The organism is Vibrio rumoiensis 1S-45 (assembly GCF_000286955.2).
Taxonomy (GTDB): domain Bacteria; phylum Pseudomonadota; class Gammaproteobacteria; order Enterobacterales; family Vibrionaceae; genus Vibrio; species Vibrio rumoiensis_A.
Genome location: NZ_AJYK02000028.1, coordinates 116 through 21,654, shown reverse-complemented (window position 1 = coordinate 21,654; position 21,539 = coordinate 116). Strand labels below are relative to the sequence as shown.

At 41.7% G+C, this 21,539-nt stretch carries 16 protein-coding genes and 1 tRNA gene; 9 read left to right on the top strand and 8 right to left on the bottom strand.

Translation table 11 applies throughout. The features are described from left to right. Positions 1-88: 88 nt before the first annotated feature. Positions 89-2,098: a multicopper oxidase family protein gene (locus A1QC_RS04245; protein ID WP_084021846.1), complete on the top strand. Its 2,010-nt coding sequence runs from the start codon at positions 89-91 to the stop codon at positions 2,096-2,098. A gap of 40 nt (positions 2,099-2,138) precedes the next feature. On the opposite strand, the gene rlmA is transcribed toward A1QC_RS04245, so the two are convergent. The 3 genes from rlmA to gap all read right to left on the bottom strand — a co-directional run bounded on the left by rlmA (position 2,139) and on the right by gap (position 5,242). After that, positions 2,139-2,972, bottom strand: a complete 834-nt coding sequence (rlmA, locus tag A1QC_RS04240) for a 23S rRNA (guanine(745)-N(1))-methyltransferase (RefSeq protein ID WP_017026031.1) — start codon at positions 2,970-2,972, stop codon at positions 2,139-2,141. A 158-nt stretch (positions 2,973-3,130) separates the two neighbouring features. Then, positions 3,131-4,018, bottom strand: coding sequence for a D-hexose-6-phosphate mutarotase (locus A1QC_RS04235; protein ID WP_017026030.1), 888 nt, complete (start codon positions 4,016-4,018; stop codon positions 3,131-3,133). Between the two features lie 228 nt (positions 4,019-4,246). Continuing rightward, positions 4,247-5,242: a type I glyceraldehyde-3-phosphate dehydrogenase gene (gene gap, locus A1QC_RS04230; RefSeq protein ID WP_017026029.1), complete on the bottom strand. Its 996-nt coding sequence runs from the start codon at positions 5,240-5,242 to the stop codon at positions 4,247-4,249. Between the two features lie 534 nt (positions 5,243-5,776). Between gap and msrB the strand changes: the two genes are divergently transcribed. Both msrB and A1QC_RS04220 read left to right on the top strand, forming a co-directional pair. Next, positions 5,777-6,160, top strand: a complete 384-nt coding sequence (gene msrB / locus A1QC_RS04225; RefSeq protein WP_017026028.1) for a peptide-methionine (R)-S-oxide reductase MsrB — start codon at positions 5,777-5,779, stop codon at positions 6,158-6,160. 96 nt (positions 6,161-6,256) lie between these two features. Continuing rightward, positions 6,257-6,538 (top strand): YeaC family protein, encoded by a 282-nt coding sequence (locus tag A1QC_RS04220; protein WP_017026027.1) that lies wholly within the window; start codon positions 6,257-6,259, stop codon positions 6,536-6,538. 90 nt (positions 6,539-6,628) lie between these two features. Here A1QC_RS04220 and ansA read toward each other — a convergent pair whose 3' ends face one another. From ansA to murQ, 3 genes are all read right to left on the bottom strand, one after another. Then, positions 6,629-7,642 carry an asparaginase gene (gene ansA / locus A1QC_RS04215; protein ID WP_017026026.1) on the bottom strand — a complete coding sequence of 338 codons (1,014 nt, stop codon included), beginning with the start codon at positions 7,640-7,642 and terminating at the stop codon, positions 6,629-6,631. 196 nt (positions 7,643-7,838) lie between these two features. Continuing rightward, positions 7,839-9,290, bottom strand: a complete 1,452-nt coding sequence (gene murP / locus A1QC_RS04210; RefSeq protein ID WP_026025936.1) for a PTS N-acetylmuramic acid transporter subunit IIBC — start codon at positions 9,288-9,290, stop codon at positions 7,839-7,841. Positions 9,291-9,309: 19 nt separating this feature from the next. After that, positions 9,310-10,218 (bottom strand): N-acetylmuramic acid 6-phosphate etherase, encoded by a 909-nt coding sequence (gene murQ / locus A1QC_RS04205; RefSeq protein ID WP_017026024.1) that lies wholly within the window; start codon positions 10,216-10,218, stop codon positions 9,310-9,312. Between the two features lie 208 nt (positions 10,219-10,426). Here murQ and A1QC_RS04200 point away from each other — a divergent pair, with 208 nt between their 5' ends. Beyond that, positions 10,427-11,299 (top strand): MurR/RpiR family transcriptional regulator, encoded by an 873-nt coding sequence (locus A1QC_RS04200; protein WP_017026023.1) that lies wholly within the window; start codon positions 10,427-10,429, stop codon positions 11,297-11,299. Positions 11,300-11,368: 69 nt separating this feature from the next. Here A1QC_RS04200 and sppA read toward each other — a convergent pair whose 3' ends face one another. Next, positions 11,369-13,228 carry a signal peptide peptidase SppA gene (sppA, locus tag A1QC_RS04195; RefSeq protein ID WP_017026022.1) on the bottom strand — a complete coding sequence of 620 codons (1,860 nt, stop codon included), beginning with the start codon at positions 13,226-13,228 and terminating at the stop codon, positions 11,369-11,371. Between the two features lie 266 nt (positions 13,229-13,494). Here sppA and A1QC_RS04190 point away from each other — a divergent pair, with 266 nt between their 5' ends. The 5 genes from A1QC_RS04190 to A1QC_RS04170 all read left to right on the top strand — a co-directional run bounded on the left by A1QC_RS04190 (position 13,495) and on the right by A1QC_RS04170 (position 20,976). Continuing rightward, on the top strand, positions 13,495-15,498 hold the full coding sequence (locus tag A1QC_RS04190; RefSeq protein ID WP_017026021.1) for an NADPH-dependent 2,4-dienoyl-CoA reductase: 2,004 nt from the start codon (positions 13,495-13,497) through the stop codon (positions 15,496-15,498). A gap of 170 nt (positions 15,499-15,668) precedes the next feature. Beyond that, positions 15,669-16,217 (top strand): NAD(P)H nitroreductase, encoded by a 549-nt coding sequence (locus tag A1QC_RS04185; protein WP_017026020.1) that lies wholly within the window; start codon positions 15,669-15,671, stop codon positions 16,215-16,217. Between the two features lie 77 nt (positions 16,218-16,294). After that, the gene (locus A1QC_RS04180) at positions 16,295-18,295 is read left to right on the top strand and encodes a DNA topoisomerase III (RefSeq protein ID WP_017026019.1); all 2,001 of its coding nucleotides are present in this window, start codon (positions 16,295-16,297) and stop codon (positions 18,293-18,295) included. A 116-nt stretch (positions 18,296-18,411) separates the two neighbouring features. Beyond that, positions 18,412-19,389, top strand: a complete 978-nt coding sequence (locus tag A1QC_RS04175) for a glycosyl transferase family protein (RefSeq protein ID WP_026025934.1) — start codon at positions 18,412-18,414, stop codon at positions 19,387-19,389. Positions 19,390-19,509: 120 nt separating this feature from the next. Further along, on the top strand, positions 19,510-20,976 hold the full coding sequence (locus A1QC_RS04170; RefSeq protein WP_017026017.1) for an MDR family MFS transporter: 1,467 nt from the start codon (positions 19,510-19,512) through the stop codon (positions 20,974-20,976). Positions 20,977-21,345: 369 nt separating this feature from the next. Here the strand turns inward: A1QC_RS04170 and A1QC_RS04165 are convergent. After that, positions 21,346-21,436 (bottom strand) — tRNA-Ser (locus A1QC_RS04165). Between the last annotated feature and the right edge of the window lie 103 nt (positions 21,437-21,539).

Here is a 21,539-nt window from a genome sequence, read left to right as displayed (position 1 = left end):
ACGCAACATTGAAAGTATAGTATTGATTTTTCAGCCTAAATAGGTGGGTTGAAAGTTTTTACATTAAATAAGTAACTAGGAATATTAAATGGAAATAGGCGCTAGGATGGCAAGGTTTTGTTCTGAATTTTTTATTGAGTATTATTTAAAAATAATTGGTATTTCATTACTGATGTTTTTAGTAGGGTGCCAAAATAAAGACTCAAACACCGAGGTTCATGTTAATAAAACGTTTAACGGTGTATTAACCGCTCAAGAAGCAAGTGTAGACATTCCTGGCTTTGGCAATGTTGATGGGTTATATCTTTATTCATTTCGATCTCGGGATGGTGTTGAATCTGGGCCAAGTTTTATTCCTGAAGTGTGGGCTCTTAATCCTGGTGATTTCTTGTTTTATGAATTGGAAAACAGACTTCCTTGCGTACCTGAAAGACCAGAAGGCACAAATGGAGCTACGATGTCTGAGACAAATGTCCATACACATGGATTAATTGTTTCCCCAATGAATGCACCGGATGGTCGGTATGGTGATAATGCTTTTGTTAAAGTTAACACTACAGAAAAGCAAGCAGGGAGTGTCCAAGATTGCTTAGAAATAACATCGAATGATATGCATCATCACCATGCAAAACAAGAGGCACCTTCAACCTCCATCCCTTATTCAATTGAAGTACCAGTGAGTCATCCCCCTGGCCTTTATTGGTTTCACCCTCATTCCCACGGTGTTTCTCAACAACAGGTAGCTCGTGGTTTATCAGGTTTGATTACTATTGGTGATATTTGGGATTACACATGGTTAAAATGCCAGTTATTTGGTGAAGGGACTGATAATCCGTGTAAAAGTGATAAAGAAGCGGCTGAGGAGTCTGATCTAAGAAATAAAACAAATGTTGATTTTATTGTACTTAAAGACTTGCAAGTTGAACGAGGCCCTGGTGAATCATGGCATACGGTTAAATGGTACGATCCTGGCTACTGTGGGGAGGACGAGTACCCAATCCTTGAAGGTGGTGTCTGCCAAGGGCAAAATGAAGATAAATCTGATGATGGTATTGAGCGTAAATGGTTATTTACTGTAAATGGTAAGCTATTACCGTCAATGACTATTCCAAATGATACTGCACAAATTTTTAGAATTGCGAATGTGGGGGCAACTGTCACTTACAATCTTGAGTTGAGATATGGTGATACACTTCTTCCTTTTCAAATTCTTGCAAATGATGGTGCTGCGGTTGGCCAGGATGCTGATTCAGGTTTAGTTTCTAAAGGTGACTTGGTTTTATTTCCAAGTGCTCGCTTGGAGATCTATCTTAATCGCGGGCTTATTTGTGATGCTTTAGGTGATGATTGTAATGGTTCTGATATTGCAGCAACACTTAATGTAACTAAATGGGAATGTCCGGACGGTGATCCAACTTCTTGTGCGGATTTATGGCCGATAGGAAAGATAATGGATATTAACATTGAAGGCTTAGATCCGTCTGAGCCGCTTCAACCAGCTGGTGCTGAACTATCTGTTGGTATCACTCGTCTTGAAACAATAGATAAACCTTTAGTTATGTCTTCTTCTTTGTGTAGTGATGGAAGTCAACCAGGAGCCCCTTTGGGGAAAGGCGAATTTAGAACTATAGCATTCTGGAATGGAGATGTTAATGAGGATGAAACATTTACTATGATGACGGACATGACCCCTCGTAATACACCTATAAAATTTGATGTTCCTGAACAAATGACTAGTGAATGGCTATCAGCTAACAAGTTTGATGAGTTTGATCATGATAGATTAGATTTATGTATTACGGCCGAAAATGTGGAAACGTGGGTGATCCATAATATTTCGGATGAATATCATAATTTTCATGTGCATCAATCAAAATTTTCAGTTATAGAAATTAGCGAGCACGGTGATATGACTCGCGACACTTCACCAAACGTTTTGCATGATAATTTCCCTATACCTCCAGGCTCGTGGATAAAAGTGAAAATACGTTTTTCTAATTCAGTCGCTGGTAAATTTGTATATCACTGTCATATTCTTGAGCATGAAGATAAAGGCATGATGTCTGTTATTGAAGTGGTACCAAGCAATGTAAAGTGATGGGTATAAAAATATATGACACTTTGATAAGCATAATTACTTAAGCATTCGAAGTTATCTTTTTATATACCCTCAACATAAATTCAGCCTCACATTCAAAATGTGGGGCTGTTTTTAATTGCCCTCTCATTTGTTCAGATGCTTTCCAAGCAAAAGGCGTCATTTGCAATAAATCGTCTGCTTCTACACCTGTCATCGACATTGGGTACTGTAGCTTTGTTTCTTCGATCAAATCAAAGCCGGTAATGCATTCTGGCGTTTCACCGTGCAGCAACACATCAGGGTAAACCAATTCACGTAATTGATATAAATGCCTTGCCGCCGGGGTGACGGTGACGATGATGCCTTGCTGGGTCGTGACTCGTTGTAATTCTTCATGATCACAAGGGGCGTAAATGCGTAATACCGCATCTAAACTGTGATCACTAAACGGAAGACGGTGGCTCGAAGCAACGCAAAATTGCATCTTGTCAGAGCGATAACGCTTTGCCGCATAGCGAATGGCGACCTTAGAAATATCTAATCCATAACAACGGCTTTGAGCGTTTTGGGTTTGTAATTGTTCAGCGATGAAGTGGGTGTAATAACCTTCGCCACAACCAATGTCGAGTAATTGGTGATGGCTCCCTTTAAGATACTTAGCGCATAAATCAGCCACGGCTTGACGCATGGGGTGGTATTGTTTGGATTCTAAAAATCGTCTGCGAGCTTGCATCATCTCGGCATTATCGCCCGGTTGTTTCGAGCGTTTATGTTGCACCGGCATCAAATTGACATAGCCTTCTTTTGCTTTATCAAACTGGTGGTTGTTTGAACAACAAAAACTTTGATTTGCCATTTCTAGTGGATGTTGGCAAAGAGGGCATTGATACATTGTGATACCTGTAATGATGTTTATACCCAGCAACCATGTTGGGGATAATAAGTTGGAATTTTATAGCCAAAGGCTTGGTTTTCATTGGCGAGGTTATTCAGCTCTCGCCAATGTTTTTATGTTCAAGTGTTTTCGTTACTTAAAGAACTCTAGCGATCTTAAGAGGCAATCACACCGATCTTGGTGCTTAGTGTATAGCTTTCTTGAGGTTGCAGCACTTTGCCTTCTTCTATGCTTGGAGCATGCAGTGTTGATTCAACACAAACCATGGTTTGATAACCGTCATCTTCCATATCTGCCATGCTTGAAGCCAGTTCCCACGGGTTCCAGATAACCGCAGCATTACTGCCTTGATTTTCGACCGTAATAAAACGATGATTTTTTGGATCGGAGATTTTTATTTCAGATTTAGGGTGGGTATAAACACGATCCACGCCACTTGAGAATGTTAACGTCTCTCCACCTAAAGACACTTTGCCATCTTTTAAGCTATCAAGGTAATGATCGCCCATGCCGGTAATTTCAGTGTACAGAATGTCTGCGATATTAAAATAAGAATGCAACGCGCCAGAAAAAGCCCATTCAATGGTGTCAGTATTTTTGACCTTTAAGCTGACATTTAATGTGTCTGAAATTTCAATATCAAGTAATGCTTCAAATTGATGAGGCCAGATCGCTAAGCTTGCTTCTGATGGCTTCATGCCTAAGCGGATCATCACTCCTTGTTCATTTTCTTTGTGTTCAACGAGTGTCCATTGCGTTGAGCGAGCAAAGCCATGTGCGGGCGTGGCAATGCGTCCAAACCAAGGCCAGCATACTGGAATACCACCGCGCAATGCCGTCTTACCATCAAAAACAGCTTGCTGGCTCATCCAGATAACATCTTCTTGATCTTGTGGCTTGAAGGATACGACATGACCACCAAACAAAGAAATGCCTGCTTCAGCTTTTGGGTGCTGAACGCGAACAATTTTCACGTCGTCTTTTTGGACAATCGTGACGTGATCAGATAATACGCTAACGATAGGCAGAGAATTAAGGTTCATGATGTTCGGTTCCTAGTTTCTAGCCCCTTGCTTTTAGGAAAGAAGATTTCCTGAATAGGGGAAGTCATCGAAATAGTCACTATTGTAATGAAAGAAATAGTGTCAGTGCAAACGGAGGGACTAGGGATTAGTCACCCAGTAATTATCAATAAAAAAGGCGACACAATGGCCGCCTTTCATTCGCTTATCTTTCAAAGAAGATCTTTCAAAGAAAGTCTATACTAATGCTTACTTAGAGATGTGAGCGATTAGGTCTAGAACTTTGTTTGAGTAGCCGATTTCGTTGTCGTACCAAGATACAACTTTAACGAATTTGTCGTTAAGTGCGATACCAGCAGCAGCATCAAATACTGAAGTGTTTGTTTCGCCGATGAAATCTTGAGAAACAACTGCGTCTTCAGTGTAACCAAGAACGCCAGCTAGTTCGTTTTCAGAAGCGCGCTTCATTTCAGCACAGATTTCTTCGTAAGTTGCTGCGTTTGCTAGGTTAACCGTTAAGTCAACAACAGAAACGTTAGCAGTTGGTACGCGGAAAGCCATACCAGTTAGTTTGCCTTGTACTTCTGGAAGTACAACGCCTACTGCTTTAGCAGCACCAGTTGATGATGGGATGATGTTTTGAGAAGCACCACGGCCACCACGCCAGTCTTTCGCAGAAGGACCATCTACAGTTTTTTGAGTTGCTGTAGTTGCGTGAACAGTAGTCATAAGACCAGAGTCAATGCCCCACTTGTCATTAAGAACTTTAGCGATAGGTGCTAGACAGTTTGTAGTACAAGAAGCGTTAGAAACGATATCTTGACCAGCGTAAGTGTCGAAGTTTACACCGTTAACGAACATTGGAGTTGCATCTTTAGATGGGCCAGTTAGAACAACTTTTTTAGCGCCAGCAGTGATGTGTTTACGAGCAGTTTCGTCAGTAAGGAAAAGACCAGTTGCTTCCGCTACAACGTCAACGCCGATAGCATCCCACTTAAGATCTTCAGGGTTACGCTCAGCAGTTACACGTACAGTTTTGCCGTTTACTACTAGGTTACCGTCTTTAACTTCAACAGTGCCATTGAAACGACCGTGAGTTGAGTCGTACTTAAGCATGTATGCCATGTACTCAACATCGATAAGGTCATTGATGCCTACAACTTCGATGTTGTCACGCTCAACAGAAGCACGGAAAACGAAACGTCCAATACGGCCAAAACCGTTAATACCTACTTTGATAGTCATTGTAGTTGCTCCACAACTTAATTTCAGATTTAAAGATAACTGGTAGTAAAATTACAGAACCCAGTCACATACTGCAAGGCATAATCAATCTTTACTTGTTTAAAGTCAAAAAAAAGAGTTACTTTCTTTCTGTATTGACTAATAACGACTAATTATTGCCCACACTGTATTATTGATGATTCTGTCAGTGCTACAAGTTTGTACATATCCTTTGGGGCTGACACGAATCATACATTAATGTGATTCAAGTCACCATTTAAAATCGACAGAAAGTATGTGCTAGATTGAGGTGAATAAGCAAGTTTTTGTTTAAAAACGATCGATGGTAGACTGAAACGATACGAACGTTTGCTTAAGTTCATTAGCACAAACATCTAGTGAATGCTCTTATTGTAGAAGGTGGTATCTACACTGTGCGAATTTTGTAGCGCATTGTTGGGTATTTTTTTGTATCTAATGATGAGCGGATTTGCGAAATACTTCTTATTAATATTAGATACGCTTTGTACTGAACGGACAGTTAAAGGATAAAGAGTGAAAAAAACGACGCAAGAATGGAAAAAAGAATTAACTGAAGAACAGTTTCGAGTGTGCCGTTTGGGTGGCACCGAGGCTCCGTATTCAGGAACTTTGCTCCATAATAATGAAACTGGTGTTTATCAATGTACCTGTTGCCATGCTGATCTGTTTCTTTCTGAGAATAAGTTTGATTCTGGATGTGGTTGGCCGAGCTTTGATGCACCTATTAGTAAAGATGCTATTCGCTATTTGGAAGACAATAGTCACGGAATGGTACGAACCGAAATTCGCTGCGCGACGTGTGATAGCCATTTAGGGCATGTCTTTTTAGATGGGCCACAAGACACAACCGGTCAGCGCTATTGTTTGAATTCGGTTTCACTGGTGTTTAATCGTTGATCCTATGTGATCGCAGACATTGTTTTCACTTGAGGTTATTGACTGAGAAATCTGCATGGGTATGTTAGGCGGATACGAGTTAAAGGAAATATACAAATGAATGTTGAACAGCTCCTCAATGCGATGACGCCAGAAGTCTATGAGCGTTTAAATTACGCAATCGAGACAGGCCGCTGGTTAGATGGTACGCCAATTACAAAAGAACAACGTGATTCTTGTATGCAAGCGGTGATGCTTTACCAATCAAAGCATAACCATGAGGCTCAACACATGAGTGTCGCGGCTGGTGGTGAAGTGGCTTTTAAATCAAAAGCCGAATTGAAAAAACAATTTTCAGACAATGAAGCCGATATCTTACGAGTAAAGGTTGAAGATTGATTTTTAGAGTAACAGCACCACAATACCCAAGTGGTGCTTTTGTCTTTTTGAGCAGCGAAGCGTAACTAGAAACTAGATTGAAAAACCTTTTTACAAGCTCATCTCTCCACGCAATACTTCTTTCATCTGCGCTTTAATTTCTTCATAAGTAAGCTCTTGGCTTAATAAATAATGCAACTTAGCTAACGCAGCTTCATGCGTCATATCATAGCCACTGATCACACCAGCTTCAGCGAGTGATACACCCGTTGCATAACCATCCATATTAACTTTGCCGGTTAAACATTGGGTTAAGTTTACAACGATTACGCCACGTTCAGAGGCTTCTTTTAAATGAGCAAGCATGTCTTTGTTTTGTGGTGCATTACCAACGCCAAACGTTAATAAAATCATTGCATTAACGGGTTGTCGTAGTGTGTTTCGGATCACTTCATGTGAAATGCCTGGGTACATAGTGATCACACCAATTGGCTGAGGGGTAATGGTGTGAACTTTAAAATCGCCCTTTGGTTTTTTATCAATAAGATCTGGATTACTGACCTGAATGTTAATCCCCGCTTCTAATAAATGCGGCATATTCGGTGACGTAAAAGCATTAAAACCATCTGCGCGAGATTTGGTACTGCGATTACCGCGCATCAGTTGGTTATTAAAAAATAAAGTGACTTCATTAATCGGGTAGTTGGCCGCAATATGCAGAGCGTTCAGCAAGTTTGCTTGGCCATCGGAGCGTAATTCCGCTAATGGAATCTGAGATCCTGTGACAATGACAGGCTTGCCTAAGTTTTCAAACATAAAAGACAGAGCAGAAGCGGTATACGCCATGGTGTCGGTGCCATGCAAAATCACAAAACCATCGTATTTATCGTAATTGGCTTTAATGTCGTCGGCAATGTGCTGCCAGTCATCCGGTGTCATGTCGGATGAATCCATTAAAGGTGAATACTCATGTACAGTGAATAACGGCATTTCTTCGCGGTGGAATTCTGGCATGCCAGCAAGTTGCTGAGTCATGAAGCCATCGGCAGGGATATAACCGTGTGAAGAGCGTTTCATACCAATGGTTCCGCCAGTATAGGCGATGTAAATGTGCTTTCTTGTCATGATATTTGCAGTCGTTTGTAGGGAACAGAGGACGATTATAGCGATTTTTGACTAAGAAAGTGTAGCTTATATAAGAAAAAATCCCCACCTCAATAAATGAAATGGGGATGCAATATGCAATAGGGGGGAATATATCTACCACAGCGAATGGAATTACTATGGTGGATATAACCTGTTATTTTCAGGTTTCAGTCAATTAACTTAAATCGACATTTTTGGTGCCAAAGAATAAGGTCACTAAAAAGCCAACAGAATAACTAATTATAAGACCCGCTCCGTAAACGATCATGGCAGGGAAAATACCGATATCTGATGTCATTAACGGTAAAGACACCACACCAGAAGGTCCGAATACGGTATTCAAACCGACAGGTAAACCTAAGTAAGACACTAACCCAATAAAGAAACCACCGGCTGCGCCACCAATACAAGCGGTCACAAATGGCTTCACACGTGGAAGGGTTACGCCATAGATTAATGGTTCACCAATACCGAGAATACCCGGAATGATTGCCCCTTTTACTTGCACGCGAAGTAACGAGTCTTTCTTTGCTTTGAAGTATAAGGCTGCTGCTGCACCAACTTGGCCGCCTCCTGCCATTGCCAGAATAGGGAACAATGAGTTGAAACCCTGCGTTTCCATTAAGGCAAAGTAAACCGGTACAAAACCTTGGTGAATACCGAACATTACCGAGATTAAGAAAAGACCGGCCAAAATAGCAGAACCAATTGGATTACCGTTTAAATGTAAGAATAACCATGACATGCCTTGGAATAAGTAACCACCAATCGGCATGATGACGATAAACGTTACCGCACCCATGATTAAAAGCGTAATGGTTGAGGTTAAGATCATATCCAAATCATCTGGCATATAACGACGAACAAAGCGTTCTACCGATGCACCTAAAATGGCTGCAATTAATACCCCAATGATGTTGCCTCTTGGATCAATCGTATGACCAAAGAAATCCGTCATACCAGAGTAAATACCGCTTGTAGCATCTGGGTTGTAACCGAGTACAAATAATGAAGCAATGATGGCACCATTGACACCAGAACCACCAAAGGCTTTTTGTGCATTGTAACCAATTAAAATGCTTAAAAAGCTAAATAAACCTTTACCGAAGATTTTGAAATAGGCGACTAAGTCGACCAAAAGAGTGTTTGGTGTCGGGTTACCATTAATGAAACTTTGTTCTAAAACGGTCGCAATACCGAGCAACATACCCGCGGCAATAAAACCCGGGATAAGCGGGGTAAAGATAGTGGCAAATTTACTTAAAAAACGATGGATTGCACTGGTTTGCTTTTCTTTCAATTGCTTCTTATTACCAGAAGCAATGTCTTTTAAATTCGACGCCGACTCAGAAGATGAAGTAGATTGAGGTCCTTTTGCAAGCGTGTCGTTCATTAACTCGGCCGCCGTTTGTGCTTTGCCCGGGCCAACGATGATTTGCAATTGTTCATCACTTTCGACCACGCCCATGACACCTGAGATCCTTTTCAGTGGATCAAGGTTTACAAGGCTATCGTCTTTTAGTGTTAATCTTAATCGCGTCATGCAATTGCCAGCGACGGCAATATTCGCAATACCACCCACTTGATCAATAATTTGATTAATGGTGTCTTGTGTAATTTTAGCCATATCGATACCCAGTTTAGAATTACTTGCTTGGCGTGTTAATTGCTGCGCGAGTAAATCCATTTGATTGGTTAAGGAGTTCGGTTGCTTGTTGCGCATCCGATTGAGTTAAGATCATGACAATGGCGGTTTTACAGTGTCCATTGCATGCATTTAATGCCGCTTCAGCGGTTGCTCTGTCACATTCAGTCGCCGCCATTACGATGCTTTTTTGGCGTTCAACCAATTTGGCATTGGTGGCTTCGACATCAACCATTAAATTGCCATACACCTTGCCAGTTTTGATCATCGCGCCAGTTGTTAGCATATTAAGCACCAGCTTTTGTGCTGTACCGGCTTTCATGCGAGAAGATCCAGTAACCACTTCTGCGCCGACAATTGGTGTGATGGCAATATCTGCGGCATCTGTCATCGGGCTTACAGGGTTGCAACTCAGAGAAATGACCTTCGCACCGATAGAGGTGGCGTACTCCATTCCACCTAATACATACGGTGTACGTCCACTTGCGGCGATACCAACCAGCACATCATCATGTGAGAAATGAATATCTTTTAAATCTTGTGCACCAAGTTCAAGATTATCTTCGGCATTTTCAACGGCTTTTAAGATGGCTTTATGACCACCAGCAATTAAGCCAACCACTTGAGAAGGATCCGAACCATAAGTGGGTGGGCATTCACTAGCATCAAGAATACCAAGGCGGCCAGAAGTGCCAGCGCCCATATAGATCAATCGACCACTTTTACGAAATGCTGCAGCAATGATATCCACACTCTCCGCAATTGCCGGTAGGGTAAGCTCTACAGCAAACGGGACTTTTTTATCCTCAGCGTTAATCACGCGAAGCATTTCTTCAGTGTTGAGTGCGTCAATATTCGCACTAGCAGGGTTACGGCTTTCCGTTACCATGTGGGATAAGTCAATTTTCATAGCAGCCTCGAATTATTTTATTAGGAATAGATTACAGAATAAATTATTCCACAAAAGAGATGCGTGTCACGGAATTTATTATTCGTAGATTGGAATAATTTGACGTTTTAAGAAATTGGCGTAGATTAGCCTCACCATCTTCATGTGATGTTTTGAAGAATCAAAATATGCCAATGTAGGGATGTTTTTACGCAGTAGGGAAATAAATATGTCGATATTAACCAAGTTGCGCTATCACTCGGATCAGTTTTCAGTCAATGAAAAGAATATTACGGACGTGATACTCGGTGATCCTATTGCGGTGACAACAATGTCTTCTCAATCATTAGCAGATACTTGTCAGGTGAGTCAGTCGAGCATTGTGAAATTCACCCAAAAGCTTGGCTGTAAAGGTTTTACGGCATTTAAGGTTGCGATCAGTGAAGAGCTTGGCCGCCAACATGCCATTATTCAAGATCAATCTAATCTACATAACCAGATCTCAGCTTCCGATACCTTGCTTGATGTGGCTCAAAAACTAGCACAAGAGAAAACCAATTCCATTTTACAAACAACCAATCATTTAAATGCGGCTGAATTTTCACAAGTAGTAAAAGCATTAAATGTGGCATCTAAAGTGCAAATCGCTGGTATTGGCGGCTCGGCTTTAGTAGCAAAAGATCTCAGTTATAAGTTAATGAAGATTGGCATTCCGACACTCAATGAATTTGATAGCCATGTGCAAATAACCATTGCCAATACATTAAAGCCCAAAGATGTCTTTTTAGTGTTGTCTTATTCGGGTCACCGAAAAGACATGCAATTTGCCGCCGAAGTGGCAAAGAAGAAAGGAGCATTAGTGGTTGCTATAACCTCACTAGGGCATAGCCCACTGCGCAGCATTGCAGATATTACTTTAGACACCATTGCTGAAGAACCTACTATTAAAGAACAAGGTTCACGAAGCTCGTCGATTTCGTCTAGAACAGCGCAGCATACTATTATTGATTTATTGTTCATGTCATTGGTACAAAACCGTGAAGGGGATGCCACCTCATTGATTCGGGATGTACAAGGTGCTATTGATACGTTGTCTAAATAGTTGAAATAAATCACCGAAAATAAGAAAGGACGCCGATGAAGCGTCCTTTCTTTTGGGGAGGGAATACAGCTATATTGCTTCGCAGTTAAGGCAGAATGCGTAATAGCCTTTTGGATCATTAAAACTGTTTAACAAATCAACACTGTTAGACATTTGCGCAGCAGCAGGTTTTAATGCATCCGGAATCCATTTCTCCAGTGGATTACCAAGTGAGGTATTCAGTGTGCGGAAAAAGTCTTCGAGTATTTGTTGAGTCGGACTCAGTGGTTTGTCTACCCAAGTGAGTTTATAGCTATCAAGGTGAGCCAAGTTGGCCGCTGCTTTGATTGCATCATCAAAATCGCCTAGTTGGTCAACAAGGCCATGTTTCATTGCATCTTGTCCAGTCCATACTCGACCTTGTGCAACGTTATCCACTTCATCTGTCTTCATATCTCGGTTTTTACCAACCAAAGAAATAAAGCGATGATAGCCATGTTCAATGCCCATCTGCATTGCTTGTGAAGCACCTTCTGATAGACCGTTGGTCAAACCGACGCCTGAAAATGGGCTGGTTCCAATACCATCAGTGTGTACACCCAGCTTATTTAAGCCTTTTTCAAAGGTGGTGATCACACCAAAGATCCCAATAGAACCGGTTAAGGTTGTTGGTTGAGCGATGATCTTATCTGCGCTCATGGATATCCAATAACCACCCGATGCCGCAAGGCTAGACATAGAAGCCACCACAGGTTTACCCGCTTTTTTTAACGCTTCAATTTCATTGCGAATAATCTCTGAGGCAAAGGCGCTGCCCCCTGGGCTATCAACGCGTAGAATCACAGCTTTCACATTTTTGTCTAAGCGAGCTTGGGCTAATAAGCTTGCTGTGGAATCGCCACCAATACGGCCTTTAGGTTGAGTGCCATCTAAAATTGTGCCACTGGCAACTACGACAGCAATTTGATCAGCAGTATTCACCACTGGAATGGCAACTTTTGCTTTGTAATCGTAATAGTTGATTCTGTTGTATCGATGATCTTTACTTGCACCAAACTGACTCGCAAAAAAGTCAGTGGCTTGCTGGCGAGTCATTAATTGATCAACCAAGCCTGTTTCTAAAGAGAGTTTTGCTAAGTCGCCATCAACGCTTTTCATCTTAGCCAAAAATTCATCCATACTTGGGTTCAATGCTTTGGTGTCAATCTTGCGGTTATGGGCCACATCATCAACATACGCTCCCCAAAGTTGTGTTAACCAAGCTGTTGCAGATTCTTTGGCGGCTGTAGACATGTCATTACGAAGAAATGGCTCAACGGCCGATTTGTACGTACCAACACGGAAGATATGGGTTGTAACATCGAGTTTGTCTAACAAATCTTTGTAATAAAGATTATAAGCACTATAGCCTTTTAATAGCACAGCACCATCTGGGGATAGAAATGCTTGGCTGGCGTAACTGGCTAGGTAGTACTGGCTTTGGTTATAAAAGTCACCATAAGCGTAAATCGGTTTTCCAGTGGCTTTGAATTCACTGATTGCTTTGGCGATATAGCGCAGTTTAGTCAAATTAGTTTCTGGCATTTGGCTTAAATTAAGAACCAAACCAGAAATTGAGTTATCAGTTGCTGCTGCTCGTAACGTCGTCACGATGTCGTACAACACATTTTCTTTTGGTAATTCGTTATCAAATACGGTGCCTGAAATGGAATCTAACGGATTAACATAAGTACGTTGTTCTACAATTGGACCATCTAAGTTTAATACTAGCGCTCTTTTTTCTGGTGTTGTGGGTTGGTCGATTGAAGGCTCTTGTTGAGGGTAAAAAGCAAAATACACCATCACGATTAACGCGATAAAAATGACGTTTACAATAGCGACACGAATAAAGGTAATAAACTTCCAAATACCTTTAAAGATGGCGGCAATAAAGCAGAACAGTTTTTTCATATTTATATCCAATTAAACATGATTAAAGAAAATCTGATGAGCAGATTCAGCAAATGTAACATAAGCAAGGCTTGGTGTGAGTACCCATTCGTATTTAAGTATTAGGATACAATGATTTTTTTGCCATTGTGAGGAAGAACCAGCAAATTGATGCCTGAAGATTGAGCTAGGTTACAAAAATGTAAGCACAGGTTTGGTTTTTTAAGATTCTCTGTATAGAGTGGTCTGACCATATAAAAATAACGATTAGCGTCATAGGTGAGAATATGTACCCACATTTGTTAGCGCCACTGGATCTTGGATTTACACAATTACGTAACCGAGTATTGATGGGCTCGATGCATACCGGTTTAGAAGAAGAACGTGGCGAGCTAAAAAAACTTGCCGCCTTTTATGAAGAAAGAGCCAAAGGTGGTGTAGGGTTGATCGTCACTGGTGGCTTTTCACCGAATTTACGTGGTCGTTTACATCCTTTAAGCTCACAACTGAGTACGCAATCTCATGCGAACAAGCACAAAGTTGTGACGGAAGCGGTACACAAGCATGGTGGAAAAATCGCGCTGCAAATCTTGCATGCCGGTCGTTATGCGATGCACCCATTTTCTCAAAGTGCGAGTGCCACTCGTGCACCAATTTCAAAGTTCACGCCTTTTAAAATGAGCGAACGTCAGATCCGCAGCACGATTTCAGATTTTGCAAGTACAGCGAAACTGGCACAATCGGCTGGTTACGATGGTGTTGAAGTTATGGGTTCGGAAGGTTATTTGATTAACCAATTTATTTGTCAACGTACTAATCAACGACATGATGAATGGGGTGGAAGTTATCAAAACAGGATGCGTTTACCGCTTGAAATTGTTAAATCAATTCGTGAGAAAGTAGGCAAAGAGTTCATTATTATTTTCCGTTTATCTATGTTGGATCTTGTGGAACAAGGCAGCACTTTTGATGAAGTGGTTGAACTTGCTCAAGCATTAGAAAAAGCAGGCGTGACGTTAATTAATACCGGCATTGGTTGGCATGAAGCACGTATTCCGACCATCGCCACCCAAGTGCCACGCGCTGCATTTAGCTGGGTAACTGAGAAAGTAAAACCGCACTTATCCATTCCTGTTATTACCTGTAATCGAATTAATACCCCTGAAGTGGCAGAAGATATTTTATCTCAAGGGCATGCTGATATGGTGTCGATGGCGCGACCATTCTTGGCTGATCCGGATTTCGTTAATAAAGCGGCGGCTGAAAAATCAAAATTGATCAATACCTGTATTGGTTGTAATCAAGCGTGTTTGGATAATGTTTTTAAAGGTAAACAAGCAAGCTGCTTGGTGAATCCTCGTGCATGCAGTGAGACTGAAATGCCAATGGTTGCAGCCACAATGAAGAAACGTGTTGCGGTGATTGGTGCAGGTCCTGCGGGGTTAGCTTGCGCTACCATAGCGGCGGAGCGTGGTCATTATGTTGATTTATTTGAAAAAAGTGACCGTATCGGTGGTCAGTTTCGTTTAGCAATGCAAATCCCCGGTAAAGAAGAATTCCGTGAAACCATTCGTTACTTTGCGAATCGTATAGAAGAAACTGGTGTAAATTTAAAGCTCGATACGGAAGCGCAACTTTCTGATATTAGTGAATATGATGAAGTGGTGATTGCTTCTGGTGTCAAGCCAAGGGCTTTGAATATCGAAGGCATGAGTAGCAGTGATAAAGTGGTTGATTATCAAACGTTAATCCGTGAAAAAACAGCATTAGGGAATAAAGTCGCGATAATTGGTGCGGGCGGTATTGGTGTGGATGTTGCCAGTATGATCACGGAACCTGATCAACATGGTATTAATGATTGGCTTGATGAGTGGGGAATTGATCAAAGCCTTGAACACGCTGGTGGAATTTTGCCATTACCTGATTGTATCAGTGATAAACAAGTGTGGTTGATGCAGCGTCGTGAAGGGCGAGTCGGCAAAGGCCCTGGTAAAACAACAGGGTGGATCCATCGAACCACGCTACAAAAGCGCGGTGTAAATTTGATGGGTGGTGTTGCGTATCAAAAAGTTAGCGAGCAAGGTTTACATATCACAATCAATGAACAAGACACGATATTGGATGCGGATAATATTATTATCTGTGCTGGACAAGAATCAGTTCGTCCTTTTGAAGAGCAATGGGCATCATTAGGTGAAAAGCTTCACGTGATTGGTGGCGCTGATCTGGCTGGTGAATTGGATGCGGTAAGGGCGATTCGTCAAGGAACGAAAATTGCCATGTCACTGTAGTTTCAATAAGGCAGTTAGTTTCAATAAGACAGTTAGCCTCAGTGAAGCAGTTAGTATCAATGAAGCAATGAGTTTCAGTGAAGCGGCCACTTCGATCACTTTGGTATAGCCAAGTCAGACTGATTTGATTATGATTCTCATTTGTTATCTTTTAAGCCGTAGGGATCATTATGCAAGCACTGGATTTATTATTAGAACGACGTTCAATGGCGAATTTGGTGGAGCCAGCGCCAGAAGGTAAATTTCTTGAAAATATTATCAAAGCAGGTTTACGAGCGCCCGATCATGGCAATTTAACGCCTTGGCGCTTTGTGATTGCACAAGGTGAGGGCTTGCGTAAGTTATCTGATATTTTAGTGCATGCCGCGCAAGTTAATAACAGCCCAGATGCAGTGATTGAAAAGCTGAAAAAAGCACCATTTCGGGCTCCTATGGTGATCACGGTTATTGCTAAAGTGACCCCGCACGACAAAGTCCCCGCACTTGAGCAATATTTATCTGCAGGTTGCGCGGCACAAGCGATGCAAATGGCTGCGGTTGCCCAAGGCTTTCAAGGTTTTTGGCGCTCAGGTGAGTGGATGTTCCACAAAGAAGTTCATCAAGCATTTCATTTACAAGGTGAAGATCAAATCGTCGGCTTTTTATATCTTGGTACTCCAGGCTGCACGGCTATGAAAGTACCAGAGAGAAAAATGGGTGATTTTGTTGAATTCTTATGATGGCAACTTCGTTGCTTATTGCATTCAACTGTATATAAAAACAGTTTTTTCTTGATTTTTAAGGGTGACATTCGATAATGTCACCCTTTGTTTTTATTAATCAATCGATATTAATGAGTAGCCCCTTGCGTTTATTTATAGCGGAAAAACCTAGCCTCGGTCGTGCGATAGTTTCGGCACTCCCCAAACCTCATAAAAATGAGCAAGGGTTTATTCGCTGTGGTAACGGAGATATTGTGACTTGGTGTATTGGGCACTTATTAGAACAAGTCGAGCCTGATGTTTATGATGAGCGTTATAAAAAGTGGAATATGGCGGATTTACCTATTATTCCTCATCAATGGCAATTGCGCCCTAGAGCGGCGGCAAAAAAACAATTAAGCGTCATACGTCAATTATTCAAACAAAAGCCTAGCCTTATTAACGCCGGAGACCCGGATAGAGAAGGTCAGCTGCTGGTGGATGAGGTGATTGATTACCTAAAAGCGACCAAAGCGCAAAAACAAGCGACTCAGCGCCTTCTTATTAGTGATTTAAACTTGCCAGCAGTACAGCGGGCGTTAACGCAAATGCGCTCAAATCAAGAATTTATTCCACTATCTGTATCGGCTTTGTCTCGTTCTCGCGCTGATTGGTTATACGGCATGAATATGTCCCGCGCTTATACTTTACTCGGCCAAAAAGCAGGTTATCAAGGTGTGCTGTCGGTTGGGCGAGTACAAACGCCAGTATTAGGTTTAGTGGTGCGTCGTGACGAAGAAATCGAGAATTTTATTCCTCGCGATTATTTCACTCTTCATGCGTTAATTCCCTATAAACATGGTAATGAAGCATTCGACATTCGAGCGAAGTGGAAGCCAAGTGAAGCTATTAAACCTTGGCAAGATGAAGAAGGGCGCGTATTGCACCGTAAGTTAGTAGAAAATGTTGCCAACCGTATTAAGGGGCAGCCAGCTAAGGTTATTGATTCAGAACAAAAACACACGAAACAAGCGCCACCTTTACCTTATTCGTTATCGGCACTGCAAATCGATGCTGCAAGACGTTTCCAACTCAGTGCTCAAGATGTTTTAAATATCTGCCAATCTTTGTATGAAAAACATAAGTTGATCACCTACCCACGTTCCGATAGCCGTTACCTGCCCAAAGAGCATTTTGCCCAATCAAGAAGCGTGACTGAAGCCATTCGTAACAATGATAATCAACTTCAAAATGCCGTAGAAGAAGCGGATTTATCGTTAAAATCAAAAGCGTGGAATGATGCAAAAGTGGATGCTCACCACGCGATTATTCCAACACCTAAAAAAGCGTCAACGCACGGGTTATCTGGTCAAGAGGCGAAAATTTATCAATTAATTGCTCGCCAATATCTAATGCAATTTTATCCTGCGGCGATTTACGCAGAATCCAAACTAGAATTTGATATTGCAGGTGGCTTATTTGTTGCTAAAGGGAGGGTGTTAGTTGATTTGGGCTGGAAGGTTTTGATGCCAAGCAGTAAAGCAGTTTCTAGTGAAGATGATGATGCTGACCCGGTTCCGGCTCTTAAAAATGGTGAAATGCTCACGTGTCGTGAAGGGCAAATTAAAGATCATAAAACCGAGCCACCACGTCATTTTACTGAATCTACATTATTACAAGCGATGACAGGGATTGCCCGCTTTGTTGCAGATAAAAGTCTAAAGAAAATTCTGCGGGAAACGGATGGGTTAGGAACCGAAGCCACTCGTGCTGGGATTTTAGATACACTATTTAAAAGGCAGTTGCTTGTGCGTGAAGGCCGCAATATTAAAAGTAGTCAGGCTGGAAGAGGGCTTATTCATGCTCTACCAGAAGAATCGACGTACCCAGATATGACGGCACATTGGGAGCATCAATTACAAGCGATGGCAGAAAGAAAACAAAGCTACACGCCATTTATGGAGAGCTTGGAAGTGCAAATTTCTAGCTTAATGGAAAAGGTCAAATCATCGGGGATCCCACCTTCGTTACGTTCACTTCCTAAGGTTGAACGCAAGCCATTTAAGCGACGAACAACGAAATCTAAATTTTCAGCTAACAAGAAAAATACGGCATAGCATTTATTCAGATAAATAATTGTTCTAGATAATGTTAAGCTTTGTATATCCGCAGTCATTGATATTACCCATTCACTGACACGGATATAAACATGGACGTTAACTTAGAGAATATTATGAGTATCATTTTAGAGTGCATTAGAACGGTTGGGCGTGGCGAACGAGGACGTAAACCATTAACAATGGAACAAGCTTTCGCTGTGATGGATGCCTATTTGTCCAGTAAAGAACACGAGCAAGATACTGTTGGTGATGACCAAATGGCGATGCTGATGATGTTGATCCGAGTGCAAAATGAAACAAATGAAGAAATTGCCGGGTTCGTTAAGGCATTTCAGTCTCGTGTACCTAATGTAGGTGCGGATATTGATTGGCCTTGTTATGCAGGTAAACGTGCCAGTGACAATGGCAGTGATCACCCGTGGCATGGTTTAGCAGCAAAAATATTATCGCAGAATGGCTATAAAGTTTTATTGCATGGCTACAAAGATGTAGCAAGTGGACGTACTCACCTTGAAGATTTTCTGGATGTTTTAGATATCCCTAACGCGAACAGTGCTCAAGAAGCTAAGTCTTTATTAGATGAGCATAATATTGCCTATTTACCTTTGGCGAATTTTGCACCGACGGCGCAAACGATGATTGGTTGGAAAAATCGCTATGGATTACGGACACCAATCAACACGGTTGTTCGAGCATTAAATCCAGGTGGAGCAAAGTTAGCAATCAGAGGCAGCTTTCATCCGGGTTTTCAACAATTGCATGCGGAAGTTGATCAGCTTATTGATCGCACCAGTTTATCGGTCATTTCATTTAAAGGTCTTAATGGTGAGTCTGAATATAACCCGAAAGTAAGCCAAACGGTGTGGTTAAGCCATGAGGCGGGAGTGGAATCCTTCTATTGGCCAGAGACGATCAATGAATCTCTACCATTACCTTCAGTGTCGCTATTTAAAGCTGAACACGATGTACAAATTCAAATGGCAAATGCGGTCGTGAGCAGTATGGCTTCCGTGCTATTTGCACAAGACAATGACTATAAAAAAGCCTATCAAACAGCTTTGCAATATTGGGAAAACCATTGTTGTCATTAATGTAAATCAGTGTAACTTTCATCGAGTTATAGGTGATCATCTACTATAATTTATGCGCTCATTGTTAGGGCGCATTTTTCTTTCCTTCTGTTTATTTTTCAAATGTAAAGTAGAGCTTTTATGTCTTCAACTGCCAAGAATTTATCGAACAATCCTGAGCAATTCTCCACCAAAGAAGTCAGCAAAAAAGATTTTGTTGGTATATTTACCATGGTATTTGTACCGATGTTTTTGGCGGCGGTTGATCAAACATTATTGGCAGCAGCAACACCTGCAATTGCGCAAGATCTAGGTGGTATTCAAACTGCATCTTGGATTGCAATTGGTTATTTACTGGCAGGTGCGGCATCAGTACCGATTCATGGATGGTTAGGTGATCGATACGGCAGACGCAATATTTTAATCGCAGCATTGTTTATCTTTTCTATTGGTTCCATTGTTGCGGCATTAGCGGGTTCGATGGCCATGTTAATCGCGGGACGAGTCATTCAAGGCATTGGAGGCGGCGGATTAATGAGCCTCTCGCAAGCGCTAATAGGGGAACTTGTTCCACCAAGGCAAAGGGCGCGCTTTCAAGGGTATTTCTCGGCCATGTTTGCTTTGGCGAGTGTTTCGGGGCCTGTTCTCGGTGGCTTGGTCGTCAGTTACTTTACCTGGCATTGGCTTTTTTGGGCTAATTTACCGATTGCCGCTTTTGCTATTTATCGGTTATGTGCCTTGAAGCAATCACCGGTTCCACCAAAATCAAGAACCGTGGACTGGTGGGGATTATTGCTATTCCCTTTAACAACTACGGCAATTATTTATTGGTTATCTTCAGGTGGGCATGAGTTTGCTTGGCAATCGATGACGAGTTACCAATTGCTTATCGCGATGGTGATATTATCTGCTGTGTTTATTTTTCAGCAATCACGAACCCAAGATTCATTTTTACCTTTATCCTTACTCGCGCGTAAAGAAATTTATATCCCCCTAACATCATCTTTCTTATTTGCTGCTTGTATGTTCGCTTTGGTGTTCTTTTTGCCTATTTATTTACAATTAGGCTTAGGTGCTAATGCCGCTATGTCAGGGTTATTATTACTACCTTTAACTGCCGGTATGATCACGGGTGCTTACATTACCGGTAAAACTATAGCGAAAACGGGTGTACCTAAATGGATGCCAGTGATAGGCATGAGTATTGCTACCTTCGGGTTTGCCTTGCTAGGCTTGCTTGAGCCATCTAAGTATTTGACCGGCTTTTTCGGTCTGATTTGTGGTTTAGGCTTAGGGACGGTGATGCCATCAACACAAATACAAATCCAAACCGTAGGTGGAAAGGCTAACTTAGGAAGAGTTACTTCGATGGCAAGCCTGTGCCGCTCATTAGGCGCATCAGTCGGCACAGCATTGTTTGGTGCTTTAACCTATTCGCTTATTCCTGATTTTACCAGTAATAGCACGATTGCCGATTTGCTCGTTGGCCCTAAAGAACCAATTATTCACGCCTTTCAAACAGGATTTTTAGTGGCTGGAGGTTTCGCTTTCATCACGGTTATTAATGCTGCAAGAGCTCCACGAATTCATTTAGATGATTACGATTAACCATTATTGAGGGTGTGATTACTCCATACCTATTTTCACTTTAGTGACGTAGGATTCCTGATGTCGCCTGCGGCTCCTCAGGAATGATAGGGGTTTGATTAATGAGCGGGTCTTGATTTAATAAAGATCGCTTAATGATAGCGGAAACGTAGAGGTTTCTAAGGACTGCCGTTGAGCGATATTTTGTCAGTAGGCTCACTTTGATATCAAAGACATACCCCATAGCAACTAAAGCTTGGGGGTAACAAACGCGGGTGTAATAAACAGAATTGGATTGTTTTAATAAGTACATTGTCTCACCTGTCTGATTTGGTGAGATATTGCCTTGTAAAAACGAAGAAACCCCTGACAAGTCAGGGGTTTCAAATGTGGTGGAGGGATAGGGATTTGAACCCTAGAACCGCTATTAACGATTGCCGGTTTTCAAGACCGGTGCTTTCGACCACTCAGCCATCCCTCCAAATTGTGTGAGAATAATATATAGAGCTAAACGGTTTGTAAACCCTTAATATCCTCTATTTGTTGGCTTTTTGAGCAAACAAATAAATTTTTTATACAAGTGT

Excerpts from the sequence above, each read along its gene's own strand:
- murQ (WP_017026024.1), bottom strand. The coding sequence starts at position 10,218 with ATGAAAATTGACTTATCCCACATGGTAACGGAAAGCCGTAACCCTGCT.
- A1QC_RS04170 (WP_017026017.1), top strand. The coding sequence starts at position 19,510 with ATGTCTTCAACTGCCAAGAATTTATCGAACAATCCTGAGCAATTCTCC.
- A1QC_RS04180 (WP_017026019.1), top strand. The coding sequence starts at position 16,295 with ATGTCACCCTTTGTTTTTATTAATCAATCGATATTAATGAGTAGCCCC.
- A1QC_RS04175 (WP_026025934.1), top strand. The coding sequence starts at position 18,412 with ATGAGTATCATTTTAGAGTGCATTAGAACGGTTGGGCGTGGCGAACGA.
- A1QC_RS04190 (WP_017026021.1), top strand. The coding sequence starts at position 13,495 with ATGTACCCACATTTGTTAGCGCCACTGGATCTTGGATTTACACAATTA.
- A1QC_RS04220 (WP_017026027.1), top strand. The coding sequence starts at position 6,257 with ATGAATGTTGAACAGCTCCTCAATGCGATGACGCCAGAAGTCTATGAG.
- A1QC_RS04185 (WP_017026020.1), top strand. The coding sequence starts at position 15,669 with ATGCAAGCACTGGATTTATTATTAGAACGACGTTCAATGGCGAATTTG.
- A1QC_RS04200 (WP_017026023.1), top strand. The coding sequence starts at position 10,427 with ATGTCGATATTAACCAAGTTGCGCTATCACTCGGATCAGTTTTCAGTC.
- sppA (WP_017026022.1), bottom strand. The coding sequence starts at position 13,228 with ATGAAAAAACTGTTCTGCTTTATTGCCGCCATCTTTAAAGGTATTTGG.
- A1QC_RS04245 (WP_084021846.1), top strand. The coding sequence starts at position 89 with ATGGAAATAGGCGCTAGGATGGCAAGGTTTTGTTCTGAATTTTTTATT.
- murP (WP_026025936.1), bottom strand. The coding sequence starts at position 9,290 with ATGGCTAAAATTACACAAGACACCATTAATCAAATTATTGATCAAGTG.
- gap (WP_017026029.1), bottom strand. The coding sequence starts at position 5,242 with ATGACTATCAAAGTAGGTATTAACGGTTTTGGCCGTATTGGACGTTTC.
- A1QC_RS04235 (WP_017026030.1), bottom strand. The coding sequence starts at position 4,018 with ATGAACCTTAATTCTCTGCCTATCGTTAGCGTATTATCTGATCACGTC.
- rlmA (WP_017026031.1), bottom strand. The coding sequence starts at position 2,972 with ATGTATCAATGCCCTCTTTGCCAACATCCACTAGAAATGGCAAATCAA.
- ansA (WP_017026026.1), bottom strand. The coding sequence starts at position 7,642 with ATGACAAGAAAGCACATTTACATCGCCTATACTGGCGGAACCATTGGT.